Below are 20,668 nucleotides of genomic sequence, written 5' to 3'. Positions count from 1 at the left end.
TTTTTGCTGTTCGTCGGTGCCTGCTGTATAGATGTATCTGTCGTTGTTTTAGACGTTTACGCTTGGGTGGAAAATTTTTCTGTTAAAAAGCTTGCATTCGGGCAAAAAATTTTGTATCTTTGTAGAGTAAAATCCCGGTGAACGATGATACACACAGGTGAGAGATATATCAATCCGCTGACCGATTTTGGTTTTAAGCGCATCTTCGGAACTCCGTTCAACAGCGACTTGTTGGTGAGTTTCCTCAATGCCGTGCTCGATGGTGAGCGGGTCGTTGAGGATGTTGAATACAGTAACAGCGAGAAGTTCGGCAGTAATGAGGATGCTCGCAAGGCCATCTTTGATGTGTATTGCAAGACTGCTGACGGCAGCCGTATCATTGTCGAGATGCAGAATGTCTATCAGGACTTCTACAAGGACCGGTCGATATTCTATTCCACTTTTCCGATTTCTGAACAGGCTGAGAAGGGCGACTGGAATTATGAGCTGAAGGATGTCTATACTATCGGCATCCTCAACTTTGCGTTTCCTGAGAGCAAGAAGAGCGGCGATAACGGAATTTTCCGTGAGGTGAAGCTCATGGATATCAATACCAAGGAGGTTTTCTACGATAAGCTTACATATATATATGTGGAGTTGGCCAACTTCCACAAGGATATCGATGAGTGTAAAACGCTGATAGACAAGTGGCTCTTCTGCCTGAAGAACCTCCAGAATCTCCTTGAGCGCCCGACAGAGTTGCAGGGCCGTGTGTTCGAGAAGCTCTTCAAGACGGCCGAGATTGCTATGTTTAAGCCTATGGAACTGAAAGCTTATGAGCAGAGTATCCATGCTTATCGTGACATAAAGAACGGCATGGATTCAGCGCGGAGGGAAGGTGAGGCCATTGGTCTTGAGAAAGGCGAGGCCATTGGTCTTGAGAAAGGTGAGGCCATTGGTCTTGAGAAAGGAGAATTTAAGGCAAATATGAAAGTGGCCCGGATGATGAAAGCTAAAGGATTTGATGTTTCTCTTATATCCGAAATCACTGGGCTCTCGGAAGATCAGATAGCTGAATTATGAAGATAGATGGACTTTCCCCTATGGAGCGCATGGCTTACGAACAGAACGTTTACGCTTACCGTGACATCAAGAACGGTTTGGATTCAGCGTGGCGTATAGGTTTTGAAGAAGGCTTCGCAAAAGAAAAAGTTAAGACGGAAAAGAGAATGGTCCGGATAATGAAAGCCAAAGGATTTGATGTTTCTCTTATATCCGAACTCACAGGGCTCTCGGAAGATCAGATAGCTGAATTATGAAAATAGATGGACTTTCCCCTATGGAGCGCATGGCTTACGAGCAGAACCTTTACGCTTACCGTGACATCAAGAACGGTTTGGATTCAGCGTGGCGTATAGGTTTTGAAGAAGGCTTTGCCAAAGGTTTTGCTAAAGGTTTTGCTAAAGGTTTCGCAGAAGAAGAATTTAAGACGAAAAAGAGAGCTGCCCGGATGATGAAAGCCAAAGGATTTGATGTTTCTGTTATATCTGAAATCACTGGTCTCTCAGAAGATCAGATAGTGAAATTATGAAGATAGATGGACTTTCCCCTATGGAGCGCATGGCTTACGAGCAGAACGTTTACGCTTACCGTGACATAAAGAATGGCATGGATTCAGCGCGGAGGGAAGGTGAGGCAAAGGCTAATATGAAAGTTGCCCGGATGATGAAAGCCAAAGGATTTGATGTTTCTCTTATATCCGAAATCACTGGGCTCTCGGAAGATCAGATAGCTGAATTATGAAGATAGATGGGCTATCCCCTATGGAGTGCATGGCTTGCTAATATTATATAAGGTATACGAAACAGAGACAGCAGCTGCTGCGTCTGAAGCTGCGTCAGTATGAGAGTCTTAGGGATGATGAGGCAAAGAGAGACACCGGGCAGAAGGAGAAGGACATGAGCCTCGTGGCGCAATCGGACGTGTATGGGCGTATCCGGCACATGCTCAATTCGCCATCTGAGAAGAAAATTCTCACTGATGATGACTGGCGCGAGCTCGACGAACAGCTTTATGAGGTCTATCCTCTTTTCCACGACCGTCTTGTCGATTTGTGCAAGCTCAGCGAGAATGAATACCGCGTTTGTCTGTTGCTGAAAACACAGTTCTCTCCCTCGCAGATAGCCGTTCTCACTTGCCACAGCAAGGAGTCGGTGTCGGCAACAAGGCGCCGCCTGTATATGAAAGCCTTCGGAAAGAAAGGAGCACCTGCCGATTGGGATGCAATAATACGGTCGCTGTAGCCTGCAAATTGATGGATGCACTTTTTGCGGTTGCATAATTTTGTTTGCTGACAAATATTTCTTAAATTTGCATTCGTTACCAATAAACGAAGATTATGCAGTATCCTATAGGCATTCAAGACTTCGCCAGTATAATAAAAGGTGGATTGGTGTATGTGGACAAGACCGCTCTGGTGTATGATTTATCGAAGACGAAAGGAGTATATTTCCTTAGCCGTCCCCGCCGTTTCGGCAAGTCACTGTTAGTCTCTACCTTCAAATACTACTTCGAGGGTCGCCGTGATCTTTTCAAGGGCTTGAAGATAGATGCCCTGGAGAAGGATTGGAACTGCTATCCCGTCTTTGAGATGGACTTCAATGACTCGAATTATCTTGAGGCCGGTGCGCTGGAGGATACCATCAACTACTATCTGACGAAATGGGAAGAGCGGTACGGCGTGGAGCCTGCATCCAGTCAGGCTGGCCGACGCTTCGCCGATGTCCTGCACCGCGCTCATGAGAAGACGGGAAAGCCATGCGTTGTGCTCGTCGACGAATATGACAAGCCGATGCTCGACGTTTTGGATACAGGGCGGAAAGCGACAGCCGACGGCAATGAACAACTCTTGGAGGACCGTAACCGCGACGTGCTGAAGGCGTTCTACTCGGTCTTTAAACTTGCTGATGCCGACTTGCGCTTCGTATTTCTGACGGGTGTGACGAGGTTCGCACAGGTGAGCGTGTTCTCAGGATTCAATAATGCGAGGGATATCAGCATGAATCCTAAGTATGATACTATTTGTGGCATCTCGAAGGATGAGCTCGACAGTGACTTCGCATCATCGATGGCCGTCTTAGCCAGTACGCTGGAACTACCGGTCGATGAGGTCAGGCGGCAGTTTCAACAGAAGTATGACGGTTACCATTTCAGTACTGGTATGACTGACATCTATAATCCTTTCTCGCTGTTGAACGCCTTCTCGGATGGAGATTTGAAGGACTATTGGTTTGCGTCAGGGACTCCATCTTACCTCATCCGACTGCTTAACCACAGCGATGAGAATATCCAGGACATCATCGGCCGCACCTACGAGGCCGTAGAGTTTGCCGACTATCGCGCCACAGTGGAGGCACCGGTGCCGATGATATACCAGAGCGGTTATCTCACTATCAAGGGCTACAACCGCGAGGACGATGAATATAAACTCGACTTCCCCAACCATGAGGTGGCATCAGGGTTTCTGGCAATCTTGGCCTCGGGCTATTTCCATACACAAAGACCGAGTAACTGGGCCACGAAGATGAAGAAGGCCCTTCACCATGGTAAGCCCGAAGCGTTTCGCAGTCTGCTTAACGATTTTCTGGCCAGTATTCCATACTCTGTGAGGCAGGGCAATGGTGAGAAAAGTCACGAGCGGCAGTTTCAGTATTCGGTTTATCTCATCATGCGACTCATCGGCAGTTGCCGCGACACGGTTTATCGCGAGAAGGCATCGTCGCACGGCCGTGCCGACTGCGTGATAGAAACTCCGAAGTATGTTTACATCTTTGAGTATAAACTCGATCGTCCCGCTGCCGAGGCCATGCAGCAGATTCACGACCGTGGCTACGCCGAGCCCTATGCCCATGACAGCCGTGAGGTGTATGCCATAGCCTGCTCTTTCTCGTCAGAAACAGGTACTATCAGCGACTGGGAAGTGAGCAGGGAGTAAAGTGACGGAGATGTGATTCTTTTCCCCCACAGGATTGCTCCTAAAACCATCTGTATCGTGTTGAGGCCGTATGACTATATGCGTATAAAATTTTATTGAAACAAACGAAGGATTCCTGTCTATGAGATTCGCCTTTTTGATATTCCTGCTCCTGCCCGTTGCCGGACAAGTCTATGTCTCGATGCGCACGTGGCAGCTGCTGCCAGCCGTCCCGGCTCTGCGCATTGCCGCAGTAGTGGTGATGGCGTTGGCCTTCGTGGCCTTCTTCGTAGCCATGTCGGGAGTCATCAACCGTTGGCCCATGGGGTTAGCAAGAGTGACCTACGAGGTGGGCACGTCGTGGCTGATAATCCTTCTCTATCTTTTCCTCGCGTTCCTCTTCCTTGATGTCATGCGGCTGTGCCGTGTGGTTCAGTCCGCGGCGCTGCATGAGAACGGACGGCTGGCGGCAGGACTTGCCATCACGTTAGTGGCATTGTTTACCTATGCTTATTACCACTATAATGACAAGAAGCGGGTGGAGATGACGATAACGACGACAAAGGATATCGGCAAGGACCTGAAACTCGTTCTCGTCAGCGACCTTCATTTAGGCTACCACAACACCCGTGGCGACCTCCACCGCTGGATCGCCAAGCTCAAGGCTGAGAATCCTGATGCCATACTCATCGGCGGCGACCTCATCGACGGCAGCTACCGGCCGGTGGAAGAAGAGAATATGGCCGCGGAGTTCCGAGCCTTGCACATCCCCGTCTTAGCCTGTCTTGGCAACCACGACTACTATACGGGTCTTAGTGCCGACATGAAGTTCTGTAAGGATGCAGGAATCAGAGTGCTGCGCGATGAGGCTGCTTCTTTCGATAAGTTGGGAAATATTACCATTGTAGGACGCGACGACCGCACAAACGGGCAGCGCAAGGCTCTCAGCGAGATTCTCCGCGGTGTCGACAAGAGCCGTTTCCTCCTGGAACTCGACCATCAGCCGTATCATTTGGAGGAGGCAGAGAAGAATGGCGTCGACTTTGAGTTTGCCGGACATACCCATTACGGGCAGGTGTGGCCAATAAGCTGGATTACTGATGCCGTCTACGAGGATGCTTTCGGACCCCTCGTGAAAGGACGCACCCACTACTATGTGAGCTCCGGACTCGGCATCTGGGGTGCCAAGTTCCGCATCGGCACACAGTCGGAATACCTCGTACTGCATATAAGGAAGTAATTGTAGGCTTAACCATTAACCCTTTGTCCACTGGCAGTTGTATGAAGGCAAAGTGAACATCTCGTTTGGATTCCGATGTCCTTTGCCGTACTCGTTTGTGACATAGTTGAACCGGATACACGATTTATTATATTCCTCAATTCCGCAACCCTACTAATAGTCTCAGGCCATTGCGGTCAAAACCGCCCAGAATGCAATTTCTCTTGTTCAAACTGGCTTTTTGCCATATCCTAACTGATATGAGCGCATAAAGCCCCCTTGCCCCCATTAGGGATATTAAATTGTTAACCCTTCAAAACGTTTGGCTCATCCGTAGCTGGCGTTGAAAATGGTCCAGTAGTGCAACCATCTGTTCTTAGTGTAGATATTCAGAGTCCATTGCCTGGCGACACGGACCCATTTAGCCGGAACAACAATGAAGGCAAAGACAAAGCGCTTAAGGCGACTTTTCATGTCTATGCCGGGGAAAATGGCGCTGACCTTTGACAACAAGTACTGATAGAAATTTTTCAGCATGGCGGTAAAGAGAAGGAACACCGTGTTGTCCTCCATGGTTGAGAACGGAAGATGAGCCCAACCGAAGTCGTTATTCTGTACGTCGAAATTTTTCTCGCAAGCGCCTCGTTGATTGTACTTATCCTTAATTCCGCAACTAATTGCGCAATTAAGGAATCACATTAGGTGAGATTTGTCAGGAACCGTCCGCAGACTGCTGCAATCTTCTTGAGAATTTCTAACGACCGCAAATATTTTATCCTTTTGACATCTTTTGGCACATCCTCGCAATACCTTTGCCGGCAGAAAACGACTATGGCGGAATGGCCGTATGACGTAATTGTGCAGCTTCGATGGCGCGGTGCGTCGGGTATGGTCTAACGTCGTGGGAATGAATAAGATACGTATAAAAGATGGATATGGATAAAAATATTTTATTAGTAACGCCAACAAACTCACTGAAAAAGTTGTGGACAACGAATTTTCTTAGTAAGTTTGTGGCGGGTTTATAATGAGTGAAAGGCATCAGGCTGACGTCCGGTCTGCGTAGATTTCGTATGTTGACGGGAATCGGCTGATGGACAGCGACCGGAAAAATATTAAATAACTAAATACTCTTCGAAACAATGAAACACAAGAACATCTTATCTTTCGTTTTTGGCCTGCTCCTTGTGGCTGGTCTTTGTATACTCTTCCATGACGAGCTGACCGACCCGTAACGCTGGATAAGGTTGCCATTCTAATACTTACGTTAATTAAGAACTCTTTAGTCTATGAACCAGAATGATAACAAACGCCTCTATGATGCTATCCGCGAGATAGCCGCAAAGGTGTGCAAGGACGGTGAGACCTTCCTTCGCGCCGACCTCGCTTACGAATTGAAACAGTATGGCATCAACGCCGACAGCATCGATGTCAGCCGGTTGGCGATGGAGGCTTACCATTATTTCAATAACGACAGGAACATCGAACGGGCTTTCGTAACCAACGACGGCCGCATGGCATTGGTCGACGAATACCGTATGGCCGACATGCTCGACAAAGGGCACCCTGACGATGCCATGGCTCTCGCGAGGAAGGAACTCGACAAGACATCGATGACGCTGACCCAACTGCAACGCGACATCGAGACAAACATCGAGGTGGCCGTGGCAAAGACGGCATCGAACATGATGGACGTGGTGACGGGCGCCGACGGTGCAAAGGCTGTGCGTGCGGAAGCCTCCACACTCTTCGACCGCTATGCCAGGATGGTGGGCACGTACCATGAGGGTGAGGACACCGTCAGGCGCAATATAGCCGACTTCACCACCCTGCGCACCGACATCGGTGCCAGCTATCAGGAGTTTGCCATGCAGCTCATCGATATCTACGGCGACGCTATCAAGACGGTGGCGCCCAACCTCTTCGACTTCAGTAAGGTGCAGTTTCTCGATGTCGACAGCATGCTGAAGCACACCGAACTGGAGTATAACCGCATCAGCGACACCTGCTCGGCACTCATCAGCGAGATTTCCGACAGCTTCCAGACATCGTTGCAGAGCAGTGCCGCTGCCTATCGCTCTGCCGGTAAGGGCAACAGAACCATCGGACTGGCCATGGCCGGACTGGGATTGCTCAGCCACTATATGAACGCCGGGGAGCGGACGGTGAAGTTGCGCTCCGACCTCACGACATTCCAGACGAGCGTCAAGCACGATGCCACACGCATAAAGGCTGACCTCGGACGGCTGCTTGTCATCTACAAGACGCTCAACGATGTGGTCATACCAAAGGCCGACATCTATATGCGCTATGCCGCAAAGCTGATGTCGTCGGACGTCAAGGCCATCACCGACGCTATGTACGATAATGCCGACATCCAGCCTTTGGAGGCAAAGCGAAGGAGTCTGATTGCTCAGATACGGGCGTTGGACGGCGAAATCAACGACCATCTGCAGAATATTGATGTCTACCAGAGTCTGGTCAGCGACCTTACGCAGACTCTTGATTCGAAAGGACCGGCCTACCGTGATGCTCTGGCGCGGAAACCGTCGAAACCGTTCTTCCTGATAAATATCCTGACCCTCGGACATGCCAACAAGACTTACGCCCGCAACTATGCCGAATGGGATGCCGTGAGCTATCCACTGGTGCGTGAGTACGAAAGCAATCAGGTGGACCTTAAACTCGACAAGGACGAACTGACATCGCATAAGGACGATGTGGCGGCGAAGCAGCAGGAGATGCAAACCGTAAAACAGAAGCTCGATGAGGTCAACCGCGATATTCGCTCGAAGATAAATGCCTCGGCTGAGGTGCAGATGAAGATGCTGCCACATCTGCGGAGCGCCATAGCCATGTTGCGGCTCGGGCGCGAGATTATGGAGTCGAAACTCGACAAACGGCTCATGGGAACGGTGGAAATTCCTGATTTCACGCAGACCGAGAAGCTCCCCGTCGACATCGAGAACAATCTTTCGATGTTCACGTCCACACTGGCCGACCATCTGCATGCCGACAGCGGTATGGCCGTGGCTCTGCTCAATGGTGTCGATGATTATCGTGGAACGCGGAGCGACGACCGCCACTATTCAGATGAAGATGTAGCACAGGTGACCGGGGCCTCGGAGCAGGCCTTGCAACAGGGCATCTCTCTGCTCGACAGCGCATTACGGCTGATAGCGCAGCTGCTCAGCGGACGGCTCGCAGGTGCCGCTTACGATGAGGCTTTCGATAAGATTGCCGCTGATTTCCGCAAGCAGATTAAGGGTATCGACGATAAGAGCGCTTTCGTGCGCGAGGTGATGCGGCGCGCCAACCTCGCCAAGAACGACGACGAACGCAAGCAGGCTATGCTCATGCTCAGTGAATTAGGCGGACAGAGCTTGTCGGAGCAGGACTTCAAAGATTTCATCAACGGAAAGAAACAGATTACATTGTAGAACGTGTCGGACCGGTTGTGGGCCGGTTCCGACAAACTTTTAAGATAATATGACAAACAGCAGACGACAGCAGGCCCAGGCGGATATGGGCATGAACATACAGCGGGAGGAGCAGCAACGCGAAAAAACTCTCGCCCGCGAACAGCAACGGCAGGCCGAGAAAGAGGCTAAGCGTGAGGAACTTATGAATACGGCGGCGTACAGGGTGATGGACATGACGGCAAAATATATGGACAAGTATTTCCTCGATCCTCTCATCGGATTATTGCCCGGTGGGGTCGGCGACGTGCTCTCCAGTTTCCTTGCACTCCCGTTCATCTATTTCGCCCTGGTGCGTGTAAAGTCCATTCCGCTGACCCTCGCCGTGATATGTAACATCTTGAAGGACGCACTGTTAGGCTCGCTGCCTTTCTTCATCGGCGATGTCATCGATGTCTTTAACCGCAGTTATATTTCCAACCTGAAACTCATCACTGGCTATGTCAACGACGATAGGGCCGTAATACGCGAGGTCAACCGTAAGGCTTTCTGGTCAGCGGTCCTCATCGTTGTCCTCTGCGTCCTCATCTATTTCGTCGTGAAGTGGACAATAGAACTCGCCGACTGGTTCATCTCGTTGTTCTAAGAAATTAAAGAGCGCATGGGAAACTAACCGTGGGCATTTTCTCCATGCGCCTGTTAAAGGGCTTGCTTTTTAGACTTCGACAAAATAATCTGTTCCTTTTTCGTAGATTGATAAACGTGGAAGCAGAAAATGGGATAAAAACAAGCGCATAATGGCGTAAAGATAAACATAGTGGACAAGTTAGATGTTTGCAAAGCTTCTTTAATTTGGTGAGACACCCAAATCGTTATGCTTTTCGAGGTCTGATATGAAATAAAAAAACTCCCACCGAGGCGGGAGTATAGGATTATATCCTTCGGCAATTGCTGCCTTATTGCGATAAGATGTAGGAAATCTTATTCTTTGTGTGCAAAAATACGGAAATAATTTTGGTGTTCCAAATATTAGTTGTAATTTTACAGAAATTTAATATTACTAACTATGGATGAGAAGATTTTGGGAATCGACACCGGTACCAACAGCCTTGGTTGGGCTATCGTAGAAAAGCATGATGATAGCTACACGCTTGTAGACAAGGGCGTCAATATCTTTCAGGAGGGTGTGAAGGTAGAGAAAGGAATAGAGTCGTCGAAGGCTGCTGACAGAACCTCACATCGTTCTGCCCGTGTGAGATATTACCGCATCAAGGTACGTAAGATACGCTTGCTTAAGGTTCTAAGTGACAATCATCTGTGTCCTCCGGTAACCTCAAATGAATTGAGTCTTTGGCGTCTTAGGAATATCTACCCTGATAATGAGTTGTTGCGTCAATGGGAACGGACTGACGATAAGTCGGACGATAACCCTTACACCTATAGATATAGATGTCTTACTGAGAAATTGGACCTAACTGATCTGACACAACGCTATATTTTGGGAAGAGCATTATATCATATCAACCAGCGGCGGGGATTCCTTAGTAACCGTAAAAGTGAGGGCGGCGACGATGATGGAACAGTAAAGGCAGGCATCAGCAACTTGACTAAGGATATTGAGGCTGCCAATTGTCATTATCTTGGAGAATATTTCTATAAGCTCTATCATAATGGAGAGAAAATCCGCAATCATTATACAGCCCGTAATGAACATTATCTCAGTGAGTTTATGGCTATCTGCAATAAGCAGCATTTGGATGATGAACTTATCAAAAAACTCAAGGACGTTATCTTCTTCCAACGCCCACTGAAGTCGCAGAAAGGACTCGTAGGCCATTGTGTATTCGAGCCTAAGAAACCAAAATGCCCAGCATCGCATCCTTTGTTTGAGGAGTTCAGGATGCTAAGCTTTCTGAACAATATAAAGATTCAGACACCAAAGGATGAAGTCTTGCGCCCATTGAATGAAGATGAGCGCAAGAGAATACTGCCAAAATTCTACCGCAAGTCGAAACCATCCTTCGACTTTGAGGATATCGCTAAGGAATTGTCAGGCAAAGGAAAGTATGCGTATTATAAGAAACCTATGGGGAAACCTTATCTGTTTAATTATCATATGGATACGTCGGTTCCAGGCTGTCCGGTTACCGCTGGATTGCGCGACATCTTCGGTGATAACTGGGTTGATGGAATATGTGAGGTTTACGATAAGGGTAAAGGTAAGACTCGCTTGCAGATTGTCAATGATATATGGCATGTGTTGTTCGACTTCACTGATGAGGAGAATCTTATAGCTTTTGGCAAGCACCATCTTCAATTATGTGATGATGAGGCAAAGAAATTCGGCAATATAAAGGTAAGTACTGATTATGCTTCTTTGAGCTTGAAAGCCATATTAAAGATCCTGCCTTATCTGCGCCAGGGAATGATTTATTCTCTGTCTACATTCTTTGCCAATCTGGAAGAGGTGGTTCCAAACGAAGTATGGAGCGTCGAATCAAACAGACCAAAGATAATTAATGGTATACTTGCGGCCATCGCGGATAAAGATAATAATGCGGTAGACAACCGAACGACTGAAAGGTGCATAAAGGATTATCTGATAGCACGTTTCGGTATAGAGGAGAAGGTTGCCGACAAACTCTATCATCCGTCAATGATTGAGTCATATCCACACGTTCCTGAGAATGTCAATAGACTCGGCTCGCCAAGAATTGACAGTGTACGTAACCCTATGGCTATGCGCTCTCTCTTTCGTTTGCGCCATGTCGTCAATACCTTGCTGGCAGAAGGAAAGATAGACCGTAATACCACAATACACATCGAGTTTGCCCGTGAGTTGAATGATGCCAACAAACGACAGGCCTTGGCAAGGTTCGTAAAAGAGAATGAGAACGAGAGAAAAAAGATAAGAGCAGAAATCATAAAGGTCTATAAGGATGAGACGGGACTTACAATAGAACCGACGGATACGGACATCCTAAAATATCAACTTTGGGAAGAGCAGAAACATCGCTGCGTCTATACCGATGAGCAGATCGGTATAGCTGACTTCTTGGGCGAGAATCCTAAATACGACATAGAGCACACTATCCCTCGCAGCGTCGGAGGCGACAGTACGAAAATGAACCTGACACTTTGTAACAGTAAGTTTAACAGGGATGTAAAGCAGACTCTTCTTCCATCGCAGCTTGATAATCACGAACAGATACTACAACGCATCAAAGACTGGAAAGACAAATACGAGGAGCTTGATAAGCGTATTCGTAAGATTCGGACTTCAAGCAGCATGTCAAAGGAACAGAAAGACAGAAAGATTCAGGAACGTAATCTCTTGAAGTTGCGTAGAGATTACTGGTATGGCAAATATCAGAGGTTTGTTATGACCGAGGTGCCTGAAGGCTTTAGCCGTCGCCAAGGCACTGATATTAGTGTTATATCAAAGTACGGACGCCTGTATCTGAAGTCGTTCTTCAATAGGGTATTTATTGTAAAAGGACTGGCTACATCTGATTTCCGTAAGATTTGGGGAATTCAGGATATCTACGCCAAAAAAGAGCGGGTAAATCACGTTCACCATTGTATTGATGCCATTGTGATTGCCTGTATAGGGCCAGGAGAGTACAGCAAGTTGGCACAGTACTATCATGACGAAGAAAATCATGAATGGTACGGGGCGTCGAAGGGACACATTGCAGCACCGTGGCCGACATTCCAGGAAGACATGAGCAAGATACAAAAAGAGATAGTTGTCTCCCATAGTAGTGCCGACAATATCGGCAAGTCGGGACGGCATAAAATCCGCCTGAAGGGTAAGAAAATCTGGGCCGATGGGGATAGTGCTCGCGCATCGCTACATAACGATACCTATTATGGTGCCATAGAGCATGACGGCAAAGTAAAATATGTAGTCCGCAAACCTCTGGATGGTAATTTTAAGGAGTCGGATGTGGATAAGATAGTCGATGATACGGTAAAAAGCATTGTCAAGGAAGCCATAATAAAATGTGGTGGACTGAAAGAGGCGGTAGCCCAAGGAATATGGATGAATAAGGAGAAGGGTATTGCCATACGTAAAGTGAGATGCTTCACTCCATCGGTGACACGCCCACTAAACATCCGTCACCACCGTGATGTTTCGGTAAAAGAGTACAAACGGCAGTTCCATGTCATGAATGATACTAATTATGCCATGGCCATATATGTCGGGTACGACAAGAAAGGAAAGGAGAGAAGTGTATTTGAGATTATTAGCAATCTCGACGCTTGCAATTATTTCAAGGAAAGCAATGACAAGGAAGCTGTAGGAAAAAACCTCTTCCCATTGTCTAAGAATGACTATCCCTTGAAATATGTGCTTAAGAAAGGAACCTTGGTCCTGCTTTATGAAGATACCCCTGAAGAGATAAGGCAGTGTACGAAAGACGAACTTGTCAGACGTCTTTATAAAGTCACGGGAATGTCGTCGATGGTCGTAGGCGGCAATGAGTATGGCACTCTGGTTCTGCTTCATTCGCAGGAAGCTCGGCCCAGTGGTGAGGTAAAGGCAAAGAATGGAGCATATAAGCAAAATGAAGAATTCAGAAGTTCTATAAAGTTGCTGCACACTCAGTTTAAGGCTCTTGTAGCCGGATATGATTTCGAAATTAACGACTTGGGTGAAATTAAGTGGTTGCGCTGATGCTTAAACAAACTTTATTCTTTTCTTCTCCCCTTCGACTCTCGATGAGGGACAAGCAACTTGTCATATCTAAAAAGGATAGTAATGAAATAGTTACACGTCCCATAGAGGATATAGGCATCGTCGTGATAGAGAACCAGCAAGTCTCGTTTACTGTACCTCTCTTGAATGAGCTTGTAAACAATAATGCAGGTGTCATCATCTGTAACGGCAAGGGCATGCCATCGTCAATGCTGATGGGACTTGACAACAACTCTACCCCGGCGGAAAGTCTGAAATACCAGTTACACGTCGCAGAACCGTCACGAAAGCAGGCTTGGAAACAGTTAGTGGAACAGAAGATAAAGAATCAGGCTGCTGTGCTGGATATCTTAGGTGTTAAGAATCATAATCTAAAAGCTTATTACAGTTCAGTACTTAGTGGTGACTCTTCTAACCGTGAGGGAATAGCTGCACGGCAGTACTGGTCGTATTTGTTCGGAAAAGATTTCCGGCGAGAAAGGGAAGGACTGCCTCCAAACAACCTGCTGAACTATGGATATGCCATACTCCGGGCAGCTACGGCCAGAGCTCTTGTAGGCTCGGGACTGCTGCCTGCGTTGGGCCTGTTTCATAGAAACAAATATAATGCCTTCCCTCTTGCTGACGACGTTATGGAACCTTACAGACCTTATGTCGACAAGGTGGCCTTCGATGCGGCCGAAGAGGGGCTCCTCGATTTGAATAAGGACGTGAAAACGAGAATGCTTAAAGTGCTCACGGCTGATGTCGGAATTGGAAAGGTAACACGACCTCTGTCAATAGCCCTAACCATCACATCAGCATCTCTTGTCAAATTCTATAAAGGTGAAACAAAAAAGCTTTCCTTGCCAGTTCTTATATGACTTTTAACCGACTTAATGCATATCATATCATGTGGCTGTTCGTATTCTTCGACTTGCCTGTGACTACAAAGAAAGAACGCCACGACGCAGCACTCTTCCGTAAGAACCTGGAGAAAGATGGCTTCTCCATGATGCAATTTTCTGTTTATATCAGGCATTGCGGTTCCTATGAGAGTATGGATGTTCACGTCAAAAGGGTAAAAAGCCTTATACCAAAATATGGGGCCGTAAGTATTCTCTCGGTTACAGACAAGCAATACAGTAATATATATAACTTCCGTGGAGTACCTAAAAATCAGAAACTAAAAAAAGAAATAAAACATATCAGCGAACCGATACAATTAGAACTTTTTTAGTATCTTTGCACTGGAAATAGACCTACACTTCCGTTTTTTTTATCTCTCCAATGGCCTTGAATCTCTTTATTTAAGGGCAATTTAGAGAATAAGGTTGCGGTTTGATGTAGGAATAGAACGATATACAACTGACCGACAGAGTTCAAGAATGGGCCATATGTTGCGGTTTGATGTAGGAATAGAACGATATACAACATATAGTGAAAATATAGAAACAAATAGTGGTTGCGGTTTGATGTAGGAATAGAACGATATACAACGAGTATATGCAACTAACTCAACATTAAGAGTTGCGGTTTGATGTAGGAATAGAACGATATACAACTGGACGAGGTCGTCACGTACTCCAGTTGCGTTGCGGTTTGATGTAGGAATAGAACGATATACAACCTGTAGTCATCGAGACATAAGAACCTTCAGGTTGCGGTTTGATGTAGGAATAGAACGATATACAACAAGATTTGTTAACAAATCCAGTCCGTAGTGTTGCGGTTTGATGTAGGAATAGAACGATATACAACCGCAGGATGCTCATATAGCTCAGACCTGGGTTGCGGTTTGATGTAGGAATAGAACGATATACAACGACAAACTCAAAGATGATGGTGCGCTATGGTTGCGGTTTGATGTAGGAATAGAACGATATACAACGCTGCCATCGTGAACTCGATGCCCTCCAAAGTTGCGGTTTGATGTAGGAATAGAACGATATACAACGCAAGAGAGCCGAAGAAATCAACAGGCAGGTTGCGGTTTGATGTAGGAATAGAACGATATACAACGACAAAGCGCATTTCTATACTCAGAAGAAAGTTGCGGTTTGATGTAGGAATAGAACGATATACAACTGAACGATGTCTCTTGCGAGCCGTTCCTGAGTTGCGGTTTGATGTAGGAATAGAACGATATACAACACTATCTTCGATGCTTTCACTTGGCTCTTAGTTGCGGTTTGATGTAGGAATAGAACGATATACAACTCATGGACGGTGAGGTAAAGCACGACCATGGTTGCGGTTTGATGTAGGAATAGAACGATATACAACTATACAGCCACAGCAAGCGGCACCATCGCGTTGCGGTTTGATGTAGGAATAGAACGATATACAACGCAAGCATCACGGTATCATCGCAATACCTGGTTGCGGTTTGATGTAGGAATAGAACGATATACAACCCAGCGGTTTTATACTAAATACAGTAAACGTTGCGGTTTGATGTAGGAATAGAACGATATACAACGGTTATCTCAAACTCAACACAGCCAGCACGGTTGCGGTTTGATGTAGGAATAGAACGATATACAACAATCTGAATTTCGCGTCGTTCGAGAAACGGTTGCGGTTTGATGTAGGAATAGAACGATATACAACGGGATATATCACCAAGATAGAGACATTCAAGTTGCGGTTTGATGTAGGAATAGAACGATATACAACAGGCTTCGAGAATGGTCTCTATGCTCGTGGTTGCGGTTTGATGTAGGAATAGAACGATATACAACTCCATCGCAATACATAGCATCATAACCGAGTTGCGGTTTGATGTAGGAATAGAACGATATACAACGCTTGCTCTTGCGTGTGTCATGCCATGCAGTTGCGGTTTGATGTAGGAATAGAACGATATACAACTGATAAAACGCTTTTTGAACAAGGAAAGGTGTTGCGGTTTGATGTAGGAATAGAACGATATACAACCACACACCGAAGATGCAAAGTACCTCCGTCGTTGCGGTTTGATGTAGGAATAGAACGATATACAACGAGAACGACTGGCAGCGGCTCGCACAGTTCGTTGCGGTTTGATGTAGGAATAGAACGATATACAACTAACTACTATGATAGTGGCAACCTCATGCGTTGCGGTTTGATGTAGGAATAGAACGATATACAACCGTCCGCAACCATCCCAAAAACTATTCGGGTTGCGGTTTGATGTAGGAATAGAACGATATACAACTGGCCTTCGAGGCCTTCTCGGCCTGTGCGGTTGCGGTTTGATGTAGGAATAGAACGATATACAACCTTCGATTTCTCGTTGTTCAGATTGTACTGTTGCGGTTTGATGTAGGAATAGAACGATATACAACCCAACGTGGTAACCCTGACCTATTAGGATGGTTGCGGTTTGATGTAGGAATAGAACGATATACAACCAAGAGCACGAACGTCTGAAATGGTCGACAGTTGCGGTTTGATGTAGGAATAGAACGATATACAACTTTTCGTTCAATGCTACTTTGAACAAGTCGGTTGCGGTTTGATGTAGGAATAGAACGATATACAACGTGGCAGTGCTAACATTCCTAAAGTATTAGTTGCGGTTTGATGTAGGAATAGAACGATATACAACCGTAATAAGGGAAACGAGGAGTGCAAAATGGTTGCGGTTTGATGTAGGAATAGAACGATATACAACCTGGAGGCTATCTATAAGAGCGCCGACCCGTTGCGGTTTGATGTAGGAATAGAACGATATACAACCGTGATGAATTTACTTACAACGGGGTTTGGGTTGCGGTTTGATGTAGGAATAGAACGATATACAACGTTTGCCAAGCTATTAGGCGTCAGTCCTCAGTTGCGGTTTGATGTAGGAATAGAACGATATACAACTTTGGACTCTCTTTGCAATTCCCTAATATGGTTGCGGTTTGATGTAGGAATAGAACGATATACAACTCGATACTGAATCGACTACGACTCGCAAAGTTGCGGTTTGATGTAGGAATAGAACGATATACAACGGGCAGCGTCGACGTTGATGCTGTATGTGAGTTGCGGTTTGATGTAGGAATAGAACGATATACAACTTTATGTTTAATTCTTCTATTGATAGATAGTTGCGGTTTGATGTAGGAATAGAACGATATACAACTTTAATTTAAAAATAAAGAGCATAAATTGTGTTGCGGTTTGATGTAGGAATAGAACGATATACAACCCGCAATGAGGTCACCGGCAAAAAAACGAGTTGCGGTTTGATGTAGGAATAGAACGATATACAACGCTTTCCAGATGAAGAGTAACGGCAGTAGGTTGCGGTTTGATGTAGGAATAGAACGATATACAACACTAATTGTTATATGCTTGCAAGTATCAAGTTGCGGTTTGATGTAGGAATAGAACGATATACAACAGTGTTCAGCACCATTGCGGTCACATCCTTGTTGCGGTTTGATGTAGGAATAGAACGATATACAACCAGAAATTCTTTCATTGCCGTTTGATTTAGTTGCGGTTTGATGTAGGAATAGAACGATATACAACGCGGCAGCCTTTCGGGGTTGGGCAGGGCGAGTTGCGGTTTGATGTAGGAATAGAACGATATACAACGCAGCGTCTTGTCCACCGCTCCATTGATATGTTGCGGTTTGATGTAGGAATAGAACGATATACAACATATTTATTGTGACCCGCATGGGGTAATGGTTGCGGTTTGATGTAGGAATAGAACGATATACAACTAGAAGGGGCGCAATATCTCCTTATCGCTGGTTGCGGTTTGATGTAGGAATAGAACGATATACAACTCGTAATGATACGAATGAACTACACCGACGTTGCGGTTTGATGTAGGAATAGAACGATATACAACCAAGATGCCAAAGGCCCGACAATTCAAGCAGTTGCGGTTTGATGTAGGAATAGAACGATATACAACGATGGCATGCCGGGTCATCCACGCATCCATGTTGCGGTTTGATGTAGGAATAGAACGATATACAACTCGCCGATAACGCCTATGCGCTGCTGTTCGTTGCGGTTTGATGTAGGAATAGAACGATATACAACTCTGCACTGCCCAGTCACTCTATGAGCGAGTTGCGGTTTGATTAAAGAAACCTCCATTTGAGACACTATACAATTTGGCCCTTGCTTTGCCGTTTCTGGCTTAGCAAGGGCTTTCTTTCGTAGAAAGCCCGTTTAAACTTCCCCTTGTTTTAGTCTCTGCATAATTATTTTTGCCAATATTATTGGTAATTTCTTGCAGATATGGCCATTTATTTGTACCTTTGTATAGTTCTTTTAATTATATAGATACTATACATATTTATGGCTATTCCAGAAGAGATAAAGTCAGTCGCCCGCCCCAAAAGTACGATAGTCCGACAGAGAGGCAGTCGTTTTGTCGTCATAAAAAGGACGAGCAAAAGAATTAACGGGAAGCCTATCCCCGTAGACCAAGGAACGGTAGGAGAAATTGTAAACGGCAAGTTTGTCGAGGGCTCATATATGCGCAAGAAAAATCAAGTGGATATTAAAGATTATGGAGAGGTGGCTCTCTGTGACAAGTACGGCAGTGGACTTCTTCAAGAACTCGCCAAGGTTTGGAATCTCGACGATGCAAAGCGCCTCTATGTCATTGCCTTGCTCCGTGCTTCATATGGAGGCATCATGAACCGTGACTTGCAGATACAGTACCTCTGCTCATTTGCATCAGAGATGTATCCGGGAGTGCATTTGTCTGAGACGGCAGTGTCCGGGTTTCTTGTGAAGATAGGCAAGGCGTACTCCCTTATCTGTGAGTTCATGCGCAATAGGGTGAACACCTTTACCGGCGGTGACATGGTTATCGATGGCATGCTCAAGGACTACAATGCCAAGACGGGGAGTCTGTCGGAGTTCTCGCGCAAGGGAGCGAAGAAAGGCTCCAAAGATATCAGCTTGCTGTATGCTTTCAACCCATTGACGCGTGAGCCCATAGCGGCAAAGCCTTACGCAGGCAACATGCTGGATCAGACGGCGATAGACGACTTTGTAGCGGAGTATGAGATTAAGAATGGTCTGATGGTATTCGACAAGGGTTTCTACAACGACAAGCTTTTTGAGAAAGTCGACAAGATGGAAGGACTGGCATACCTGATACCGTTGAAGCAGAATTCGGCGTTCATAAAGAATTACAAGATGGATGAGCCGACAATGCCATTGAAAGACTATAAGGACGGAACGATTCTATACAAAAAGCAAAAAATGTCAAACGGCAAGTTCCTCTACTCTTTCCGCGACCCGAAGGCAGCCTCCGAACAGGAGATTGGATATGTGCAGAATGCCAACAAGAAAGATAACTTCAAGGCAGAAAGCTATGTCGAGAGGAAAGGTTTATTCGGTCTGATTGTCTTCAAGTCAAAAGCTGACCTTGACCCATTAACCGTCTATTTAGCCTATTCCCAGCGATGGTCTGCGGAGACTCTGTTCTGGCTATACAAGAATATCGTTGACCGTGACACGGTAAACGTGCATTCCGACTACAGCGTATATGCCACTGAACTTATAAATTTCCTTTCCGTCGTCATAACGACAAGGGTTAAGAATGAGTTTGTCAAGCTGGGGCTAAACAAGAAATATTCTTACAAGGCTATATTCAGATACCTTTCAAAATACAAGAAGGTGAGAACCAAAGATGGTGGTAAATGGGGTACGGCAACCATGCTTAAATATATAGAAGAGCTAGTTGCTATGCTTGGTGTATAGTGTCTCAAATGGAGGTTTCTTTATTTGATGTAGGAATAGAACGATATACAACAGGTCGGTTGAGATCATGCTGACCTTCAAGTTGCGGTTTGATGTAGGAATAGAACGATATACAACGTTCCACACTCTCAATGATGGCGCGGTCGGGTTGCGGTTTGATGTAGGAATAGAACGATATACAACGCAGACGTCAAAAATAGATGTCGTGTTTGGTTGCGGTTTGATGTAGGAATAGAACGATATACAACCACAGCCGGACTGAAGTAGGTTGTCTTGCTGTTGCGGTTTGATGTAGGAATAGAACGATATACAACTAGATACACATCAGAACACCGAATTCTGGGTTGCGGTTTGATGTAGGAATAGAACGATATACAACGTCCCGACACAATCCTTAGCCTGCGGATAGTTGCGGTTTGATGTAGGAATAGAACGATATACAACGATAATTTTCTTCATAATTGTTTGTTGTTTGGAAATAAATGTTTAACTTTGCGGTGGATCATTCCCCGTTAAGGGGTTTGGGCCCCGATTCAGGCAGTCTTGTTATTTCAAGTCTGCCTGTCTTATATTAAAGTTGTCTGAAGTCATTTGACTTCTCGTATAGATAGCATCTTTGTTTCCGGTTGCGGTTTTGATGTAGGAAAAGTACGATATACAACTCTGCTAAGAAAGAGTTA

At 45.9% G+C, this 20,668-nt stretch carries 13 protein-coding genes, 1 pseudogene and 2 CRISPR repeat arrays; of the genes and pseudogenes, 13 read left to right on the top strand and 1 reads right to left on the bottom strand.

The genetic code is table 11. The features are described from left to right. The first annotated feature begins 144 nt into the window (after positions 1 to 144). The 7 genes from LDN30_RS15555 (at position 145) to LDN30_RS15525 (ending at position 5,192) form a co-directional block, all read left to right on the top strand. Entirely contained in the window at positions 145 to 1,062 is a 918-nt protein-coding gene (locus tag LDN30_RS15555; protein ID WP_223930229.1) for an Rpn family recombination-promoting nuclease/putative transposase, read from the top strand. Then, positions 1,059 to 1,298 (top strand): hypothetical protein, encoded by a 240-nt coding sequence (locus LDN30_RS15550; protein ID WP_223927140.1) that lies wholly within the window; start codon positions 1,059 to 1,061, stop codon positions 1,296 to 1,298. Before LDN30_RS15555 ends, LDN30_RS15550 begins: the two co-directional genes overlap by 4 nt. Beyond that, the gene (locus tag LDN30_RS15545; RefSeq protein WP_223930228.1) at positions 1,295 to 1,570 is read left to right on the top strand and encodes an Rpn/YhgA-type helix-turn-helix domain-containing protein; all 276 of its coding nucleotides are present in this window, start codon (positions 1,295 to 1,297) and stop codon (positions 1,568 to 1,570) included. The genes LDN30_RS15550 and LDN30_RS15545 overlap by 4 nt, the downstream gene beginning before the upstream one ends. Further along, the gene (locus LDN30_RS15540; RefSeq protein WP_223927138.1) at positions 1,567 to 1,782 is read left to right on the top strand and encodes an Rpn/YhgA-type helix-turn-helix domain-containing protein; all 216 of its coding nucleotides are present in this window, start codon (positions 1,567 to 1,569) and stop codon (positions 1,780 to 1,782) included. The genes LDN30_RS15545 and LDN30_RS15540 overlap by 4 nt, the downstream gene beginning before the upstream one ends. Positions 1,783 to 1,937: 155 nt before the next feature. After that, positions 1,938 to 2,282, top strand: coding sequence for a hypothetical protein (locus LDN30_RS15535; protein ID WP_223927137.1), 345 nt, complete (start codon positions 1,938 to 1,940; stop codon positions 2,280 to 2,282). A gap of 95 nt (positions 2,283 to 2,377) precedes the next feature. Next, on the top strand, positions 2,378 to 3,973 hold the full coding sequence (locus tag LDN30_RS15530) for a PD-(D/E)XK nuclease domain-containing ATP-binding protein (protein WP_223927136.1): 1,596 nt from the start codon (positions 2,378 to 2,380) through the stop codon (positions 3,971 to 3,973). Between the two features lie 121 nt (positions 3,974 to 4,094). Continuing rightward, positions 4,095 to 5,192, top strand: coding sequence for a metallophosphoesterase (locus LDN30_RS15525; RefSeq protein WP_223930227.1), 1,098 nt, complete (start codon positions 4,095 to 4,097; stop codon positions 5,190 to 5,192). 306 nt (positions 5,193 to 5,498) lie between these two features. Here LDN30_RS15525 and LDN30_RS15520 read toward each other — a convergent pair. Next, positions 5,499 to 5,831, bottom strand: a pseudogene (locus tag LDN30_RS15520) (IS1380 family transposase); the annotation flags it as partial. Positions 5,832 to 6,460: 629 nt separating this feature from the next. Here LDN30_RS15520 and LDN30_RS15515 point away from each other — a divergent pair. The 6 genes from LDN30_RS15515 to LDN30_RS15490 all read left to right on the top strand — a co-directional run bounded on the left by LDN30_RS15515 (position 6,461) and on the right by LDN30_RS15490 (position 19,988). Further along, on the top strand, positions 6,461 to 8,611 hold the full coding sequence (locus tag LDN30_RS15515) for a hypothetical protein (protein WP_223930226.1): 2,151 nt from the start codon (positions 6,461 to 6,463) through the stop codon (positions 8,609 to 8,611). A 49-nt stretch (positions 8,612 to 8,660) separates the two neighbouring features. Beyond that, positions 8,661 to 9,236 carry a DUF4112 domain-containing protein gene (locus LDN30_RS15510; protein WP_223930224.1) on the top strand — a complete coding sequence of 192 codons (576 nt, stop codon included), beginning with the start codon at positions 8,661 to 8,663 and terminating at the stop codon, positions 9,234 to 9,236. 420 nt (positions 9,237 to 9,656) lie between these two features. Next, the gene (gene cas9, locus LDN30_RS15505; RefSeq protein ID WP_223930223.1) at positions 9,657 to 13,271 is read left to right on the top strand and encodes a type II CRISPR RNA-guided endonuclease Cas9; all 3,615 of its coding nucleotides are present in this window, start codon (positions 9,657 to 9,659) and stop codon (positions 13,269 to 13,271) included. Next, positions 13,271 to 14,155, top strand: a complete 885-nt coding sequence (gene cas1, locus LDN30_RS15500) for a type II CRISPR-associated endonuclease Cas1 (RefSeq protein ID WP_223930221.1) — start codon at positions 13,271 to 13,273, stop codon at positions 14,153 to 14,155. Before cas9 ends, cas1 begins: the two co-directional genes overlap by 1 nt. Further along, on the top strand, positions 14,152 to 14,511 hold the full coding sequence (gene cas2, locus LDN30_RS15495) for a CRISPR-associated endonuclease Cas2 (protein WP_223927128.1): 360 nt from the start codon (positions 14,152 to 14,154) through the stop codon (positions 14,509 to 14,511). Before cas1 ends, cas2 begins: the two co-directional genes overlap by 4 nt. Before the next feature lie 93 nt (positions 14,512 to 14,604). Further along, positions 14,605 to 18,308: direct repeats of the CRISPR family, unit length 36 nt; unit sequence GTTGCGGTTTGATGTAGGAATAGAACGATATACAAC. Between the two features lie 261 nt (positions 18,309 to 18,569). Next, positions 18,570 to 19,988, top strand: a complete 1,419-nt coding sequence (locus tag LDN30_RS15490; protein ID WP_223930219.1) for a transposase — start codon at positions 18,570 to 18,572, stop codon at positions 19,986 to 19,988. Positions 19,989 to 20,004: 16 nt separating this feature from the next. Continuing rightward, positions 20,005 to 20,432: a CRISPR direct-repeat array (repeat unit 36 nt; unit sequence GTTGCGGTTTGATGTAGGAATAGAACGATATACAAC). Positions 20,433 to 20,668 lie beyond the last annotated feature (236 nt).

It is taken from the genome of Prevotella lacticifex (assembly GCF_019973375.1).
In the GTDB taxonomy this organism is placed as follows: domain Bacteria; phylum Bacteroidota; class Bacteroidia; order Bacteroidales; family Bacteroidaceae; genus Prevotella; species Prevotella lacticifex.
Note: the sequence above shows the minus strand (reverse complement) of the source record. Positions and strands in the feature narration are given on the sequence as shown.